Origin of the sequence: Brachybacterium rhamnosum, assembly GCF_039526185.1 — a bacterium.
Taxonomy (GTDB): domain Bacteria; phylum Actinomycetota; class Actinomycetes; order Actinomycetales; family Dermabacteraceae; genus Brachybacterium; species Brachybacterium rhamnosum.
Window position 1 is genome coordinate 41,541 of sequence record NZ_BAAAIS010000002.1, and the last position, 14,877, is coordinate 56,417.

Annotated in this window: 16 protein-coding genes; 3 read left to right on the forward strand and 13 right to left on the reverse strand. The window is 74.0% G+C overall.

What is annotated here, in order from left to right; translation table 11 throughout:
* Nucleotides 1-19 precede the first annotated feature (19 nt).
* Nucleotides 20-379: a hypothetical protein gene (locus tag ABD080_RS02080; RefSeq protein WP_343903456.1), complete on the forward strand. Its 360-nt coding sequence runs from the start codon at nt 20-22 to the stop codon at nt 377-379.
* Here ABD080_RS02080 and ABD080_RS02085 read toward each other — a convergent pair.
* The 7 genes from ABD080_RS02085 to ABD080_RS02115 form a co-directional block, all read right to left on the reverse strand.
* Entirely contained in the window at nt 369-2,243 is a 1,875-nt protein-coding gene (locus ABD080_RS02085) for an ABC transporter ATP-binding protein (RefSeq protein ID WP_343903457.1), read from the reverse strand. The genes ABD080_RS02080 and ABD080_RS02085 overlap by 11 nt on opposite strands.
* Nucleotides 2,244-2,314: 71 nt before the next feature.
* Nucleotides 2,315-2,623, reverse strand: a complete 309-nt coding sequence (locus ABD080_RS02090) for a P-loop NTPase family protein (protein WP_343903458.1) — start codon at nt 2,621-2,623, stop codon at nt 2,315-2,317.
* A 110-nt stretch (nt 2,624-2,733) separates the two neighbouring features.
* Nucleotides 2,734-3,660, reverse strand: a complete 927-nt coding sequence (locus ABD080_RS02095) for a bile acid:sodium symporter family protein (RefSeq protein ID WP_137768912.1) — start codon at nt 3,658-3,660, stop codon at nt 2,734-2,736.
* 32 nt (nt 3,661-3,692) lie between these two features.
* On the reverse strand, nt 3,693-4,337 hold the full coding sequence (locus tag ABD080_RS02100; RefSeq protein WP_264451332.1) for a response regulator transcription factor: 645 nt from the start codon (nt 4,335-4,337) through the stop codon (nt 3,693-3,695).
* Nucleotides 4,334-5,500 (reverse strand): sensor histidine kinase, encoded by a 1,167-nt coding sequence (locus tag ABD080_RS02105; protein ID WP_343903459.1) that lies wholly within the window; start codon nt 5,498-5,500, stop codon nt 4,334-4,336. Before ABD080_RS02105 ends, ABD080_RS02100 begins: the two co-directional genes overlap by 4 nt.
* A gap of 43 nt (nt 5,501-5,543) precedes the next feature.
* The gene (locus tag ABD080_RS02110; RefSeq protein WP_343903460.1) at nt 5,544-6,371 is read right to left on the reverse strand and encodes an ABC transporter permease; all 828 of its coding nucleotides are present in this window, start codon (nt 6,369-6,371) and stop codon (nt 5,544-5,546) included.
* Between the two features lie 32 nt (nt 6,372-6,403).
* Entirely contained in the window at nt 6,404-7,318 is a 915-nt protein-coding gene (locus ABD080_RS02115) for an ABC transporter ATP-binding protein (protein ID WP_343903461.1), read from the reverse strand.
* Between the two features lie 88 nt (nt 7,319-7,406).
* Here ABD080_RS02115 and ABD080_RS02120 point away from each other — a divergent pair, with 88 nt between their 5' ends.
* Nucleotides 7,407-8,882, forward strand: coding sequence for an amidohydrolase (locus ABD080_RS02120; protein ID WP_343903462.1), 1,476 nt, complete (start codon nt 7,407-7,409; stop codon nt 8,880-8,882).
* 21 nt (nt 8,883-8,903) lie between these two features.
* On the opposite strand, the gene ABD080_RS02125 is transcribed toward ABD080_RS02120, so the two are convergent.
* From ABD080_RS02125 to ABD080_RS02135, 3 genes are read right to left on the reverse strand one after another with little or no spacing between them, the layout of a single operon-like run.
* Complete coding sequence (locus ABD080_RS02125) at nt 8,904-9,218, reverse strand: DoxX family protein (protein WP_137771579.1); 315 nt, start codon at nt 9,216-9,218, stop codon at nt 8,904-8,906.
* 47 nt (nt 9,219-9,265) lie between these two features.
* The gene (locus tag ABD080_RS02130; RefSeq protein WP_343903463.1) at nt 9,266-10,078 is read right to left on the reverse strand and encodes a GNAT family N-acetyltransferase; all 813 of its coding nucleotides are present in this window, start codon (nt 10,076-10,078) and stop codon (nt 9,266-9,268) included.
* A 7-nt stretch (nt 10,079-10,085) separates the two neighbouring features.
* Complete coding sequence (locus tag ABD080_RS02135; RefSeq protein WP_343903464.1) at nt 10,086-11,513, reverse strand: GxGYxYP domain-containing protein; 1,428 nt, start codon at nt 11,511-11,513, stop codon at nt 10,086-10,088.
* Nucleotides 11,514-11,924: 411 nt separating this feature from the next.
* Here ABD080_RS02135 and ABD080_RS02140 point away from each other — a divergent pair, with 411 nt between their 5' ends.
* The gene (locus ABD080_RS02140; RefSeq protein WP_343903465.1) at nt 11,925-12,866 is read left to right on the forward strand and encodes a serine protein kinase RIO; all 942 of its coding nucleotides are present in this window, start codon (nt 11,925-11,927) and stop codon (nt 12,864-12,866) included.
* A gap of 6 nt (nt 12,867-12,872) precedes the next feature.
* Here ABD080_RS02140 and ABD080_RS02145 read toward each other — a convergent pair whose 3' ends face one another.
* The 3 genes from ABD080_RS02145 to ABD080_RS02155 form a co-directional block, all read right to left on the reverse strand.
* Nucleotides 12,873-13,529 carry a phosphodiester glycosidase family protein gene (locus tag ABD080_RS02145; RefSeq protein WP_343903466.1) on the reverse strand — a complete coding sequence of 219 codons (657 nt, stop codon included), beginning with the start codon at nt 13,527-13,529 and terminating at the stop codon, nt 12,873-12,875.
* Nucleotides 13,530-13,582: 53 nt separating this feature from the next.
* Nucleotides 13,583-14,227 (reverse strand): SPOR domain-containing protein, encoded by a 645-nt coding sequence (locus ABD080_RS02150; protein ID WP_343903467.1) that lies wholly within the window; start codon nt 14,225-14,227, stop codon nt 13,583-13,585.
* 84 nt (nt 14,228-14,311) lie between these two features.
* The gene (locus tag ABD080_RS02155; protein ID WP_240811171.1) at nt 14,312-14,854 is read right to left on the reverse strand and encodes a TetR/AcrR family transcriptional regulator; all 543 of its coding nucleotides are present in this window, start codon (nt 14,852-14,854) and stop codon (nt 14,312-14,314) included.
* Nucleotides 14,855-14,877 lie beyond the last annotated feature (23 nt).

A 14,877-nucleotide genomic window follows, 5' to 3' on the forward strand; every position in this document is an offset into this window, starting at 1 on the left:
AGGAGGAGCGGTGAGGACGATGACGCACACCAGGCTCGAGAGCACACAGCTCACCATCGAGTTCCCCGGATGGGAGGCGATGATGACCGGCCGGTCGCGGATGACGGTGCCGCTCGCCGCGGTGCGCGGCGCCCGCGCCGAGGAGGGCTGGACCCACGAGATGCTCGGCATCCGCAGCGGGCTCGTGGTCTCCGGGTTCCGCAAGCTCGGCACCTTCCGTCACCCGGACGGCACGCGCCGGCTCGTCGCGATGCGCCGCGGCATGCCGCTGCTGCGTCTCGCCGTGGACCGGGACGTGACCGGCGTGGACGAGATCCTCGTGAGCACCGCCGAGGCCGCCCGCCTCGCCGGGCTGCTCGCCGCGCCCGTCAGCCGGTGATGCCGAACTTCGCCAAGCGCTTGGTCTGCCCCGAGTCCTGCAGCGCGAGCAGCTGCGCGTAGATGCCGCCCGAGGCCGCGAGCTCCGCCGGGGTGCCGATCTCGTCGATCCGGCCGTCCTCGAGCGTGACGATGCGGTCCACGGAGGCGATCGTCGAGAGGCGGTGCGCGATGATCAGCGAGGTGCGCCCCTCCATCAGCTCGTCCAGGCCCCGCTGGACCTGCCGCTCCGCCTTCGTGTCGAGCGCCGACGTCGCCTCGTCGAGCACGAGCACCGGCGCGTCCTTGAGGATCGCGCGGGCCACGGCGATGCGCTGGCGCTGACCGCCCGAGAGCTTCAGCCCCCGCTCACCGATCAGCTGCTCGTAGCCGCCGGGGAAGCGGCGGATGAAGGCGTCCGCGTTCGCGCGGCGCGCGGCGTCGGCCACCTCCTCCTGGCTCGCCCCGGGCCGGCCGTAGGCGATGTTCTCCGCGATCGTGCCGGAGAACAGCGAGGCGTCCTGGAAGACGACGCCGATCCGCGAGCGCAGGGCGTCCAGCGGCAGCTGCTCCGTGTCCAGGCCGCCCACCTCGACCCGGCCCTCGCGCGGCTCGTAGAGCCCGAGCAGCAGGTTGACGATCGTGGACTTGCCGCCGCCGGACTCCCCCACGAGCGCGACCTTCTCCCCGCGGTCCACCGCGAACTCGATCCCGTGCAGCACGTCCTCGCCGTCCTCGTAGGCGAAGTCGACGCCGCGGAAGGCGATGACGGGAGCACCGGGCACCGAGTCGAGGGTGCCCACGGCCGCGGAGCCGGGAGCGCGCCGCGGCTCCTCGGCCCCGGCCCCGCCGGAGCCGTCGGAGCTGTCGGCGTCCTCCTGGGCGGCGAGCATCGCCGCGGTGCGGGCGTCGACCGGGGTCGCCATGACGCGGAAGTAGTCCTTCGAGCCGGCGATCGCGCGCTGCGAGGCGTCGATGACCCAGCTCATCGACTCGACCGGCTGGCGGGCCATGCTCATGAGCTGGATCAGCAGCACCATCTCGCCGAGCGTGAAGTGGCCCTGCACGGTGCGGGTGAAGATGATCGCGTACACCGCGAAGAAGATGATGTTGAGGACCGCGCGGCGCAGCACGTCCATCGAGTGCCAGTGCGTCGACTGGGCGCGGGTGGTGGCGTCCGTGGAGCGGAAGCGGCGCGAGAAATCGCCGAGCTCACCGCGCTCGCGCACGAAGGACTTCACGACCCGGATCTGGCCGATCACCTCGGCGAAGCGCCCCGAGGCGATGTCGATCTCGGTGTTCTTCTCGCCCTCGAGCCTCTGCCACTTCACCGAGGTGAGCGAGGTGAGCCAGACGTAGATCGGGAACACGATGATCAGCAGCACCGCGAGCGGCCAGAAGTAGAAGGCGCTGATGCCGAGCACGGCCGCGGTCGTGATGAGCATGGTCGCGAACGAGTTCGACATCGTCTTCGCGAACTGCGAGATCTCCGCGATGGAGCGGTTCAGACGGGCGACGATCGTGCCCGTCAGCTCCGTGTCGAACCAGCGCTGCGGCAGATGCAGCAGCTTGTCGTAGTAGCGGACCGAGAGGATCGTGCGCAGGCGGTTGGCCATGACGTCGCCGAACCAGCCGCCGACGTTGGAGACGACGGTCGTGGCCAGCTCGACGGCGAGCAGCGCCCCGGCGAGCCAGAGCACGGTGCGCACGGCGTCACCGGTGGCGAGGTCGCCGCCGACGGCGCCCGCGACGGTGTCCGTGGCGCGGCCGATGATGAAGGGGACGGCGAGGTTCGCGACGGCGGTGAGCACCGAGGCCGCGATGATCGTCAGGTAGAGGGGGGTGAGGGAGCGCGTGAACCGCACGATGCGGAGGAGGGACGACACGGTCCCAGGCTAGGCGCTGGGACCGACCCGCGACGCGGCCGGGCCCTCCCGTTCACCGAGCGCGGAACGGCTCAGAGCGCGGCGAGGTCCGCCAGCAGCCGCTCGACCATGGCGTCCTCCGAGAGCTCCTCACCGAGCACCACCTCGCCGGGCGCACCGAGCAGGTCGTGGGGCTCGTACCAGGAGGCGACCGTCGGCCCGTCGACGTGCCCGGCGATGGGCTTGGTCGCATGGCGTCGGAGGGTCTCGGGCAGGCTCACGTCGAGGTAGTAGACGAGCGCGGGGCCGCCGTGCCCGGCGAGCAGGCCCTGCACCATCGGGCCGTAGGTGGCCTGCGTGAAGATGCCCTCGAGGATCACGAGCACGGACAGCGACGGCATGCACCGAGGCTAACGGGGCACGGCGCGGGGACGCGGATGCTCGAGCGACGCCTGCTTCCGGACAGGGGAAGCAGACGTCGCTCGACCGCGGGTGGCGCGCGTGGGGGCGGTCAGTCCGAGCGGGGGCCGACGATCCCGAGGAGCACGCCGACGGTGATCCTCTCCCCGTCGCGGCGGCGTCGCACCGTCCCGGTGACCAGGGCGTAGGGTACGAGCAGGACGAAGCCCACGGCACTCAGCACGAGGATCGCGACGACCACCGACGGGTCGATGCCGTCCCCGCGGGCGACGAGCAGCGCGGCGGCGATGTTGCGCTGGCTCGAGAGGATCGCGGGGCCATCGGGCACGGTGAGTGTGGGGCCGGCGAGGTCCCCCGCGGCGCGGCCGGCGACGAAGGCCATGGCCACGAGCCCGGCGGCGACGAGCAGCGCGGGCGAGAGCATGAGCTCGATGACGACGCCCGAGTTCGCGCCGAAGCCCGAGAGGAACATGAGCACCGCGGAGACCGCCGCCGCGGCGCCGGCCACGCGGGCCATCCGGTCCGCGCGCCGCGGGAACACAGCGGCGAGCACGATCCCCGCGATCATCGGCGAGAGCATCGTGCCGAGCAGCAGCCGTGCGACCGCCCAGCCGTCGACCTCGACGTCCTGCAGCAGGAAGGGCACGACGATCGGCATGAAGACGATCGACCCGAGCAGCAACACCGTCATCGGCCCCGCGGTCTCGCCGTAGGGGATGCGGGCCATCGCCCCGAGCTGCAGCACGAACGGGGCGCCGGCGGCGCACAGGGCGATGACGAAGCCCTCCCCCGTCTGCGCGGGCAGGATCCCGCTCAGCAGCCACAGCACGAGCGTGCCCACGGCGGGGACGACGACGAAGTTCGCGCCGAGCACCGCGAGCACGGTGCGGCGGTCCCGGAGCTGGGCGCCGAAGGATCGCAGCGGTGTGCGCAGCCCCATCGACAGCATCGAGGCGATCGCGAAGACGGGGACGCTGACATGGATCAGCCCCACCAGGATGTCCTCGATCGCACGCACCGCAGAAGCCTACGCGGCCCCGGTGCCGGGCGTCAGAGCCAGCCGTTGTCCGTGGCGGAGCGCACCGCCTCGGCGCGGTTGGTGACGCCGAGCTTGCCGATCACGGAGGAGAGGTGGTTGCGCACGGTCCCCTCGGAGAGGAACACGCGCGCCGCGATGTCACCGGTGGTCCCGCCGAGCGCGGCGGCGCGCAGCACCTCGGTCTCCTTCGCGGAGAGCGGGTTCGGGCCGGCGGCGAGGGACTGCGCGGCGAGCTCGGGGTCCACGACGCGCAGGCCCTGGTGCACGCGCCGCACTGCGTCGACGAGCCGCTCGACGGGGGCGTCCTTGACCATGAAGCCGCCCGCGCCGGCCTCGAGGGTCCGGCGCAGGTAGCCGGCGCGGCCGAAGGTCGTCAGCACGATCACGCGGGTCGGCGAGCCGGAGGCGTGCAGGCGCTCGGCGACCTCGAGGCCGTCGGCCGGGCCGGGCTCGCCGTCGGCGCGGGTGCCGGCAGGCATCTGCACGTCCAGGAGCAGGACGTCCGGCCGGGCCTCCTCGACGAGGTCGAGGGTCTCCGCGCAGGTCGCCGCCTCGCCGATGACCTCGAGGTCGCTCTCGAGGCGGAGCAGCGCGGCGAGGCCGCTGCGGAGGATGGCCTGGTCGTCGGCGAGCGCGACGCGGAGCGGGGCGGTCATGCGGGGACTCCTTCGGTGAGGCGCGGGAGGCGCGCGGTGAGCCGCGTGCCGGTGTCGTCGGAGTCCACGTCGAGGGTGCCGCCGTGCTCCTCGACGCGGCGCGCGAGGCCCGCGAGGCCGCTGCGGGCGCGACCCTCGGGGATGCCGGCGCCGTCGTCGGCGACCTGCACCATGTCCTCCTCGAGGAGGATCGTGCAGCGGGTCGCGCGGGCGTGGCGCACCACGTTGGTGACGCCCTCGCGGATGACGTAGCCGAACAGCTCGGCGCGGTCGTCCGGCAGTGCGGGCAGGGCCGGGGGCACCTCGGGTCGCACGCCGGCCGCCTCGAGCACGCTGCGGGAGGAGGCGATCTCGCTCGAGGCGCGCACCTGCTGCATGCCGCTCGCCGTGGTGCGGACGTCCGCGAGGGACTGCCGGGAGATCCGCTCGATCTCGGCGAGCTGCGCCTTCGCCGCGGCGGGGTCGGCGTCCAGGAGCCGCTGGGCGAGCTGCGCGGAGACCGTGATCGTGGTGAGCGAGTGGCCGAGGATGTCGTGGAGGTCGCGGCCGATCCGCTCGCGCTCCGCGGCGACGGCGAGGACGGCGCTGCGCCGCTCCGCCGCGTCGAGCTTCTCCTGCAGGATCGAGCGCTCGATCCCCTCGGCGACGCCGAGGGAGAGCACGACGCCCACGAGCGCGAGGATGATCGCGATCGGCTGCTCGAGGACGACGGCGATCGGCACCGCGACCGCGGCGAGGCCCGGCACCACGAACCTCGCCACCGTGATCGGCAGCAGGATCCCGTGCATGACCTGCACGAACATGATCATGTAGAGGATCTCGCCGTGGATCAGGAGGCCCAGCAGGCCCAGCACGACCCAGCTCGCGCCGAGCCAGACGAGGCGGTCCCGCACCGGGTAGGCGCGGAGCCCTGCGGTGTACGCGAACAGCAGCGCGTAGACGAGGCACAGCGCGGTGACGACCACGGCCCGCACGGGCGACAGCTCGGTCCACGCGGGGATCAGCACGTAGAGCAGGAAGAGCAGCGAGGGCGCGTTGTAGGCGAGGGCCCCGGATGCCCGCGCGGCCTGGTGGACGCCGCGCGCCGTGCGCGGGAACTCGAGCCCGACGGCGGCGGCCGTGCGGGACCGGCGGCGGCGCCGGCGCGCGGTCTCGGTGGTCATGGCTCCAGTCTCCCCTCTCCTGCTCCGCCGCGGTGGCGTGACGTCAGCGTCGGGAGGCGCCGCGGGCGGCGCGGCGCAGCAGCAGCGCGCAGACCAGCGCGAGGCCGACCGCCCACGCGGTGAGGGTCACGACGCCGCGCACGGGCAGGTCCTCGCCCACGATCCCCCAGGCGCCGAGCCGGCCGAGCCAGTAGGTGGGCGTGTACAGCGAGACGCTCTGCAGCCAGTCGGGGAACATCTCGAAGGGGAACCAGAGGCCGCCCACGAGGGCCAGCATCATCATGCCGATCGTGGTGACGGGGCCGACGGCGCTCGGCTTGAGGGCGAGACCCACGGCGAGGCCCAGCAGGACCAGCGGGATCATGCCGACCCAGAGGGTGAGCAGGGAGCGCGTGAGCTCGAGGGCGCTGAGGTCGATCCCGGCGAGCAGGATGCCGGCGAGGAACACGCCGAGCAGGGCGGGCAGCACGACGACCATCGCGGCGACGAGCTTCCCGGCGACGAAGCTGCGGGGCATGAGCCCGGCGACCATGAGCTGGCGCAGCCAGCCGTTGCTGCGCTCGGTCTGGATGATCGCGCCCGCGTTGATCGCGGCGCCGAGGCCGCCGTACGCGGCCATGTTCACCATGATGAAGGTGCCGACGCTCTGGCCGGCCTCCCCGGAGGCCTGAGTGCCGTAGATCTGGTTGAACATGAGGAACATGAGCACCGGCAGGGCGATCGTGAAGAACACGAACATGCCGTTGCGCAGGGTGGTGCGGGTCGTGGCGACGGCATAGCGGGCGGTGCGCACGAGCTGCGGGACGGTGCGCGGCCCGGCGAGGGTGTGCGCGACGGGAACGGGCTCCGCGGCGGCGGGGACGGCAGTCATGACGGGCTCCTGGGTGTCGGGATGCGGGCTGGTCAGTGAGTGGTGAGCTGGAGGAACGCGTCCTCGAGGCTCGGGGTGGTGACGGCGATGTCGCGCGCCGCGCCGGTCGCGCCGAGGCCCCCGGGCGCGAACAGGGCCGCGAGGGTCGCGTCGGAGTCGGTGGTCGCGAGGCGCAGCCGGCCGTCCTCGAGCAGGTCGACGGCGCTGACGCCGGGCAGGGCCGCGAGCGGGGCGGCGTCGGTCGCGCCGCCGCGCAGGGCGAGGGTGAGGACCCGCCCGCCGATCCGCTCCTTGATCTGGGCGCCGGTGCCGTCGGCGACGATGCGGCCGCGGTCCATGACGACGACGCGGCCGGCCTCCTGGTCCGCCTCCTCGAGGTAGTGGGTCGCGAAGACGACGGTGCGGCCCTCCGCGGCGACGTGGCGCATGCGCTCCCAGAAGCGGCGGCGGGTCTCGACGTCCATCGCGACCGTCGGCTCGTCCAGCAGGATCACCTCCGGGTCCGGCAGGAGGGCGAGGGCGAAGCGGACGCGCTGGGCCTCGCCGCCGGAGAGGCGGGAGGTGCTCATGCGGAGCAGGCCGGAGACGTCGGCCCGCTCGATGACGTCGTCGAGCGGGAGCGGATGCGCGCAGACCCCGGCGACGAGCGAGAGCAGCAACCGCACGGGCACGTCCTCGAGCAGCGTGCCGTTCTGGAGCATCGCGCCGACGCGTCCCTCCTGGGCGGCGGTCACGGGGGCGGTGCCGCACACCTCGACGGTGCCGGAGTCCGGGGTGGCGAGGCCGAGGATCATCTCGGTGGTGGTGGACTTGCCGGCGCCGTTGGGGCCCAGCAGGGCGAGCATCTGGCCGCGGGGGACGGTGAGGTCCACGTGGTCCACGGCGGTGAGCTCGCCGAAGCTCTTCGTGAGCCCGGTGAGAGCGAGGGCGGGGGTCGTGTCGTTCATGGCTCCACCCTCCGCCGGGGAGGCGGGGCGGGCCCATCGGCCGCCGTCACGACCTGCCCATGACGGCTGTCATGGGTACCCTGCCGGGGTGCTCGTGCGTGACGTGCGCCTGCTCGGCGCCTCCTCCCCCGTGGACCTGCTGCTGCGTGACGGCCTGATCGCCGCGATCGGCCCCGACCTGACGCGGGAGGGCGAGGAGATCCTCGATGCGGGCGGCGCGATCGCGATCCCCGGCCTGTGGGACCACCACGTGCACGCGGGGCAGACGGCGCAGGGCTACGCCCGGCTCGACACCTCCGCCGCGGGCTCCGCGGAGGAGGTCGTGCGACTGGCACGGGAGGCGCTCGCGGCGCGGGAGCCGCACGACCGCTCCGCGCTCGTGGGCTTCGGGCACCGGCTCGTGGACCTCACCGGGGAGCCGACGGTCGCCGCCCTCGACGCGGTGGGCGGTGACGACGGCGGAGTGCCGATCGTGCTGATCGGCGGGGACGCGCACCACGCCTGGATGAGCTCCGCCGCGCTCCGGGGCCTGGGCCTGCCGCCGCGCACGGGGATCGTCGCGGAGGACGAGTGGTTCGACGCGGTTCCGCACCTCGACGACCTGCCCGGCGTCGCCGCCGGCCTCGCCGCGGGCATCGTCCGCCTGCAGGAGGACGCGCTGGCCTGCGGGCTCGTGGGGCTCACGGACATGGAGTGGGCGGAGAACTGGCGGCTGTGGCAGGGGCGCGGGGCGCGCATGCGGGTGCGCGCGGCGACCTACGCCTCGGGGCTCGCCACGGTGCCGGGGCCGACGGGCACGCCGCTCACGGCCGACGGTCTCGTGACGATGGGCCCGCTCAAGGTCATCGCGGACGGCTCCCTGGGCTCCCGCTCCGCCTACTGCCGCCATCCCGGAGGTCCGGTCGGTGTGCTCAGCGACTACGCCCACGAGCTGCCCGCCCTGCTGGGCCGTGCGGCGGCCCTCGGTCTCGAGCCGGCGGTCCACGCGATCGGCGACGCGGCGGTGGGCGTGGTGCTCGACGCCTTCGCGGGCGCGGGCGTCACGGGCCGGATCGAGCATGCGCAGCTGCTCGCGGAGGAGGACGTGGCCCGGATGGCGGCGCTCGGGGTGCGCGCCTCGGTGCAGCCCGCTCACCTGCTGGACGACCGCGACCCCACCGAGGAGTTCCTGCCGGGCGCCGCGCACCTCGCCTACCGCTTCCGCGACCTGGCGGAGGCGGGGGTGGAGCTGCTGCTGGGCTCGGACTCGCCCGTCGCCCCGGTGGACCCGTGGCTCGCGATGGCCGCGGCGGTGCACCGCAGCGCCGATCACCGTCCCGGCTGGTTCCCCGCCCAGCAGCTGCAGCCGCGCGAGGCGCTCGCCGCCTCGACCGACGGGATCCGCTCCCTCGCCGTGGGCGGCCCCGCGGACCTGGTGCTGCTCGAGGAGGATCCCTTCGGCGACGTGCCCCTCGGCGCCGACGGGCTGCTCGTGGACGCCGCCGCCCGTGAGGCGGCCGCACGGCTCCGCGCGGTGCACCCGCTCGCGACCCTCGTCGCCGGAGGCCTCGCCTTCTCCCGCTGAGGGTCGGAGGTCGCCAGCCGATCAGCGTCTCCCGGCTCCCACAGCCTGGGCGATGAGGACCCCCTGGAGCGGCAGTCGACCCAGGGCGACCGCGCGACGCAGCGGAGAGGCGTCACGGGAGTCCAGCGCCATCTGGACGTTCGCCGGGAACACGGCGACCAGCAGGGCCACCGCCGCCACACTGCCCCAGCCCCGGGTCCGGGGCGACATGAGCAGCCCTGCGACGACGAGCTCGGCACCGCCCGAGGCGAGGGTGTAGGACCGCGCGCGGCCGGGCAGCGCACGGGGCACGATCTGGTCGAACACGGACGGCGCGGCGAAGTGGAGGACGCCCATCCCCCCGAACAGGACGGCGAGGAGACGGCGGTGGGGGTCGGGAGAGCTCACCCCGTGAAGGTATCGCGACTCCTCGCGCGCACCCAGGGCGTGGTGGTGGAGACTCGCGCCAGGCCGGAGCGCTCGAGGATGGGCTGGGAGAAGGGCGTCGAGTCGCTGTGGGCGAAGCGGAAGCCCTGCGCGAGGGCGGCGCGGGCGCGGGCGGCGGTGAGCGCCCGGTACAGGCCCCGGCCGCGGTAGGCGGGCAGGGTCGCGCCGCCCCAGAGGCCCACGAAGTCCGTGCCGGGCACGGTGACGAGCCGCCCGGCGGAGGCCATCTCCCCGTCGACCTCGGCGACCCAGAGCTGCGTGCCGTCCCCGGCCGCGACGGCCCCGACGAGGGCGTCGGCCCGGGCGGGGTCGACCTGCTGGCCGAAGGCGCGGTCGGTCATGGCGCTCACGGCGCGCACGTCCTCCGCCGCGAGCGCGCGCCGCACGCGGGAGCCCGGAGCGAGCGGGACCTCGCCGGTGAGTCCGGTGAGCGGGCCGATCATGATCGCCTCGGTCTCCTCCGCCGCGAAGCCGTGGCCGGCGAGGGCCTCCTCGAGGCCGGGGACGTCGTCGTGCCCGCGGGTCTTCCACTCGATCTCGCCGGCGCCGGCCTCCTGCAGCCTCTCGACGGCGGCGCCGACGAGGGCGGGGAGGTCCGTCTCCCCCGCGAGCGTGCGGTAGGTGACGAAGCCCCTGCCGCCGGGATGCACGGCGAGGGTGAGCGGACCGAGCCGCGCGGACCACCCGGCGCCGAGCACCTCGGTGCCCTCGCGCAGCTGCGCGTCGTAGAGGGCGAGCAGCTGCGCGGGGGCGGTGTCAGGAGTGGTCACCCGGGCATCATGCCGTGCGGGAGAACAGATCGAAGAACTCGTCGGCGAGGACGACCTCGACCTCGCCCGGCAGGTCGGAGACGAGCTCGAGCACGTGGCTGGGCGTCCAGCTCCAGGCGTTGATGAGCCCCGCGATGAACAGCGGCCCGGTCCCGCCGTGCTCCTCGATCTTCTTCCGCAGCGCCGCGCGGAACACGTCGACGCCGCCGGGCGGGTAGAACATGCCGATCAGCGGCACGGCGGCGTCGGGCTCGGAGATCGTCCCGGCCTCGTCGGTCTGCATGATGCCGCGCAGGGGCACGTCCCGGGCGTAGGCCTCGAGGACCCGGTCCGGCAGCACGGGCGGCGCCTCGCCGGGCTCGGGCGTCGAGTACGCGTAGACGACGTCGAGGCCGGTGCGCTCCTGGTACAGGCCGGAGAGCCGGGTGAAGACACCGAGCTCGTCCTGCGGCCAGGAGTCGCCGTAGGTGTAGCCGGCGCCGGAGGGCCCGCACACGAGCAGGTCGTCCTCGGTGGCGGTGCGCTGGAAGTGATGGAGGATCGCGGGGCCGATGTCCTCGAGGAGCGGGGTGACGGTCCAGTTCAGGGGCACCTGGCCACGGTTCGGGTCGTCCCACAGCTCGCGCATGTGCCGCTGGCAGTACTGGATGTTGTCCCCCTCGCCCACGGTGAGGGTGACGTAGAACGCGGTCCTCGGGCCGGCGCTGCGAGGGCTTCGAGGGCTCCTCCTCGGCGGTGCCGGGGACGAAGGAGGCGAGGACCTTGCCGTCGGCGGTGATCTCGACGTGGTGCACGGCGCCGCCCCAGCCGTCGTCGGAGAACGAGTCGCCGACCTTGAGGAACAGGCCCCCTCGCCGCCGTGTCCGGTGAGGTCCAGGGTGTAGGTGTCGAGGTTGGAGGAGTCGGTGACGCGCTCGGTCTCCCGCAGCAGCTCGGTCCACCGGGCGCCCTCGACCGCGACGGTGTGGGTGGGCGGCAGGCCGACGAGGATCTTGTGGGTGCACTGCTCCCAGAGGTGGGCCATGGCCCAGTCGTGGATCGCGGCGGGATCGTCCTCGAAGCGGCCGCGGAGGTTCTCGACGATCTCGATCCCGTGGGTCTCCGCCTGCTCGGCGGTGGCGACGACGAGGCCCTGGAGGCCTGCGATGGTGGTCGCGAGGTTGATGGTGTGGGGGACGTCGATGTCGTGGACGACGGCGCCGCCGATCCGCTCGCGGTAGCGGTCCACGAGATCGAGCGGGTCCTTCTCGCGCAGGGTGCGCACGCCGAGGTCCTCGACCCAGGTCTCGTCGACCGGGTCGGCGATGAGGTACAGCTGGGGCTTCTCGCGGTTGGCGAGGCCCTGGAGGGTGATGAGCAGCAGACGGTCGAAGCCGTCGAGCTCGCGGAGGTCCGCGACGCGCACGGTGCCGGCGCCGCGGAAGCTCGGGAACACGTGGTCCTTGCGCCAGCGGACGCCGCGGCCGGGCCCGTCGGCCGGGGCGGCGGCGGAGGGCGGGAAGGGAGCGGGAGTGCGGGGCTGACGTCATCGTCGCCTCCTCCTGAGGGGGAATGGGATGGCTCCTGCGGGTCGGGCTGCGACGAACCCAACGATCAATTCCCACGAGGAAGGGGGATCCGCTGAATCGGTTGAGCCGCGTCCGTTCCGCCCGATCCCGCCGTAAACGATTATTCGCTCGACGGGGCCGACGGTCGCCGGCTACGGTGTGCGCAGTCGCCGCCCCGTGCGGGGCGCGCCTCGAGGAGAGGAGGACCCCATGGCTGTCACCGTGCTGACCCCTGCCGTCCTCCACCACCCCTCGACCCGCTGAGCTCCTGCGGGTCCCTCTCCCCGGGAGACACCCCCATGACCTCGTCCTTCGACTGGGACACCTTCTACTCCGCCTCGCTCGTCTCCTCCGGCCTCGCCGATCCCGACGAGTTCCCCTCCGTGCCCGACGAGCCCGGCCCCGACCAGCGCTGGTCCACGTGGCCGCAGACCGCCCACACGATGGATCGCGGCCCGCAGCCCTTCCCCGACTGGGTCGTGCAGCACGACGGCGCGATCGACACCGAGCTCGGCGTGCTGAAGACCGGCAAGGAGGCCGACGCCTTCCTGCTCGAGCGCGCCCTGCCCGAGCACCGGCGCACCGGCGCCCCCGGCGAGCGCGCGCTCTACGTCGCCAAGCGCTACCGCTCCGAGAAGCACTCCTCCTTCCATCGCACGGCGCAGTACACGGAGGGCCGGCGGGTGAAGGACTCGCGGGAGGCGCGCGCGATCGCCAAGGGCACCGCCTTCGGCCGGGAGGCGGCCGCGGACCGCTGGGCGCGCGCCGAGTTCGACGTCCTCACCCGCCTGAGCGCCGCGGGCCTGCCCGTCCCGTACCCGGTTCAGGTGCAGGGCACGGAGCTGCTCATGGAGTTCGTGGGCACCGAGCACGCGACGGACGGGACACCGGGCACGCCCACCGCCGGGGCGCGCCTGCACGAGGCCCGACCCGAGCCGGACCTCGCGGACCGCTGGGCGGCGCAGCTGCGGCGCGTCGTCGTCACGCTCGGCGAGGAGCTGGGCCTCGTCCACGGGGACCTCTCCCCCTACAACGTGCTCGTGGACCCCCGCAGCGGCGGGCAGGACCTCGTGGTGATCGACGTGCCGCAGGTGCTGGACCTCGTGGCGAACCCGCACGGCGAGGAGTTCCTACGCCGGGACTGCCGCAACGTGTGCACCTGGCTCGGCGCCCACGGGGCGGATCCGCGCCTCGTGGACGCCGAGGAGTGGGTCGCCGCGGCGCTGCCGCGGGCCCGCTGAGCCGGGCTAGCGCCCACGGATCACGAGCGCGTCGCCCACCGCACGCTCCTGCCCGCCGGAGGGCGTGCTCACGAGCTCGTCGCCCACGACCATCGTCGTGGAGCCGCCGCCGTCGAGGTTCACGGCATCGACGAGGCCGAGGTCGAGCGCGAGATCCGCGGCCTCGGAGATGCTCATGCCCACCGACTCCGTCTGTCGGCCGTCGACGGTGACGAGCACGAGCCGCCCCCGGGCGTCGACGCCCGCGATCGTGCGCGGGTTGCGCTGGTGGACCCACCCGTAGAACTGGCCGGCGTTCGCGGGCAGCACCATGCCGTCGCGCGCGGCGGTGACCTCGCGTGAGCCGTCGGTGACGAGGTTCGGCCCGCCGCTGATCACCTGCGTGCTCGGCGTCATCGGCAGCCGCCGCCCGGAGGGGTCGGCGAGCTCGCTCGTGAGGTGCAGGCGGCGGGCGCCCTCGGCGAGCTCGCGCAGCCGCGCGACCTCGGCGCCGGTCGCCTGGACGGAGCGCTCGCCGCGGCCGAGCGCCGTGCCGCGGCGCTCGAGCACGTCGCGCACGCGGCCGTGGGTGTCGAGGACCACCTCGAGCCCCTCGCCCTCCGGGGTGCTCGCCCCGAACTCCTCGGTGAAGGCCACGAGCTCGTCGGCGTCCGTGCAGGTCACGTCGTGCTGCGGGGCGCTCGTGGGGAGGTCGTCGGTGCCCCCGCAGTTGCGGATCAGCCCGGGGACCCGATCGATGCCGTCGAGATCGAGACCGCGCAGGTCTCCGTGCGCTCGAGGTCCGCTCCGAAGGTGGCGCCGACCTCGCCGCGGAACCGTGCGGGGTCCCCCGTGAGGACGTTCACGGCGACGGGCCCGCCGTCATCCTCCGCCGCCGGGGCGTCGCCGTCCCAGCCCTCGTACCAGACGGAGGCCGGGTACCCGGCCTCGATCACGGCCCCGCGGGCGCGGGAGGCCTCCGCCTCGGTCGCGTAGGAGCCGACGCGGACGCGCTCGCCGAGGGGACCGCCGGCGTCCTCGAGCTCGTCGGCGCCGACCTCCTCGCTGCGGGCGTCGAGCCCGGCCCCGCGCAGTCGGTCGGTGGCCTCGGCGGCGATCGCCGCGCTCGAGACCGGGGAATCGGCGACCCCCTCCTCCCCCGAGGGGAGGGTCACCTGGAGGGTCCAGTCGTAGCGGGCCCCGGGGTCGCCGAGGGTGATCCGCTCGTGGGTCACTCCCCGGGCAAGGACGCTCACCTCGCCGTGGAGCGCATGGGGGCGCGGAGTCGGATTGGCGAGCGCGGCGGAGGGCAGGAGGAGGGCGGGGAGCAGGGCCGCGAGCATCGTGACCCGGCGCGGGGAGGTGGTCGAGGAGGGGGCCATGCGCCCCATCCTGCGGCCGCGACCGTCGGCAGGTCCGACGATCCCGGCAGGTCACCGAGAGATCATCGAAGCATCACCGGTCGTTCATGCGCGGCCCTCCCGCAGCCGCGCGACGACCGAGAGCAGGCCGTCGAGATCACGGGAGCCCGCGGCGGTGCCGTCGGGGACGCTCGATCCGCCGAGCACGGCGTTGTAGTACAGCCCGTCACCGATGAGCATGATCGCCTCGGCGGCGGCGGGGTCGCCCACCTCCTCGAGGATCAGGGCGAGCCAGCTCGCGCGGACGTCGGCGAAGGCGCGGCGGACGGGGGCGTCCTCGGTCCAGGAGAGCCGGGAGGCCGCGACGAGCGTGCGGTCGAAGGCGGTGTCCTCCCAGACGGAGGAGCGCACGTAGTAGGCGGAGGGGCCGTCGGGCGCGCTGGCCATGAGCTCGAGGTCCGCGGCGGCGAGGTCGCGCAGGCGGCCGGCGAGGCCGTCGAAGAGCGCGGTCTTCGACGGGAAGTGGTAGAGCAGGCCGCCCTTGGAGACGCCGGCGCGGGCGGCGACGGCGTCGAGGGTCGCGGCGCGCTCGCCGTCGTCGATGAGCAGCCCCTCGAGGGCGTCGAGCAGATCTTCACGGGCGGACATGACGAGCACCATAGGCGCTCACG

Excerpts from the sequence above, each read along its gene's own strand:
- ABD080_RS02105 (WP_343903459.1), bottom strand. The coding sequence starts at position 5,500 with ATGACCACCGAGACCGCGCGCCGGCGCCGCCGCCGGTCCCGCACGGCC.
- ABD080_RS02155 (WP_240811171.1), bottom strand. The coding sequence starts at position 14,854 with ATGTCCGCCCGTGAAGATCTGCTCGACGCCCTCGAGGGGCTGCTCATC.
- ABD080_RS02150 (WP_343903467.1), bottom strand. The coding sequence starts at position 14,227 with ATGGCCCCCTCCTCGACCACCTCCCCGCGCCGGGTCACGATGCTCGCG.
- ABD080_RS02140 (WP_343903465.1), top strand. The coding sequence starts at position 11,925 with ATGACCTCGTCCTTCGACTGGGACACCTTCTACTCCGCCTCGCTCGTC.
- ABD080_RS02110 (WP_343903460.1), bottom strand. The coding sequence starts at position 6,371 with ATGACTGCCGTCCCCGCCGCCGCGGAGCCCGTTCCCGTCGCGCACACC.
- ABD080_RS02115 (WP_343903461.1), bottom strand. The coding sequence starts at position 7,318 with ATGAACGACACGACCCCCGCCCTCGCTCTCACCGGGCTCACGAAGAGC.
- ABD080_RS02125 (WP_137771579.1), bottom strand. The coding sequence starts at position 9,218 with ATGGGCGTCCTCCACTTCGCCGCGCCGTCCGTGTTCGACCAGATCGTG.
- ABD080_RS02100 (WP_264451332.1), bottom strand. The coding sequence starts at position 4,337 with ATGACCGCCCCGCTCCGCGTCGCGCTCGCCGACGACCAGGCCATCCTC.
- ABD080_RS02090 (WP_343903458.1), bottom strand. The coding sequence starts at position 2,623 with ATGCCGTCGCTGTCCGTGCTCGTGATCCTCGAGGGCATCTTCACGCAG.
- ABD080_RS02080 (WP_343903456.1), top strand. The coding sequence starts at position 20 with ATGACGCACACCAGGCTCGAGAGCACACAGCTCACCATCGAGTTCCCC.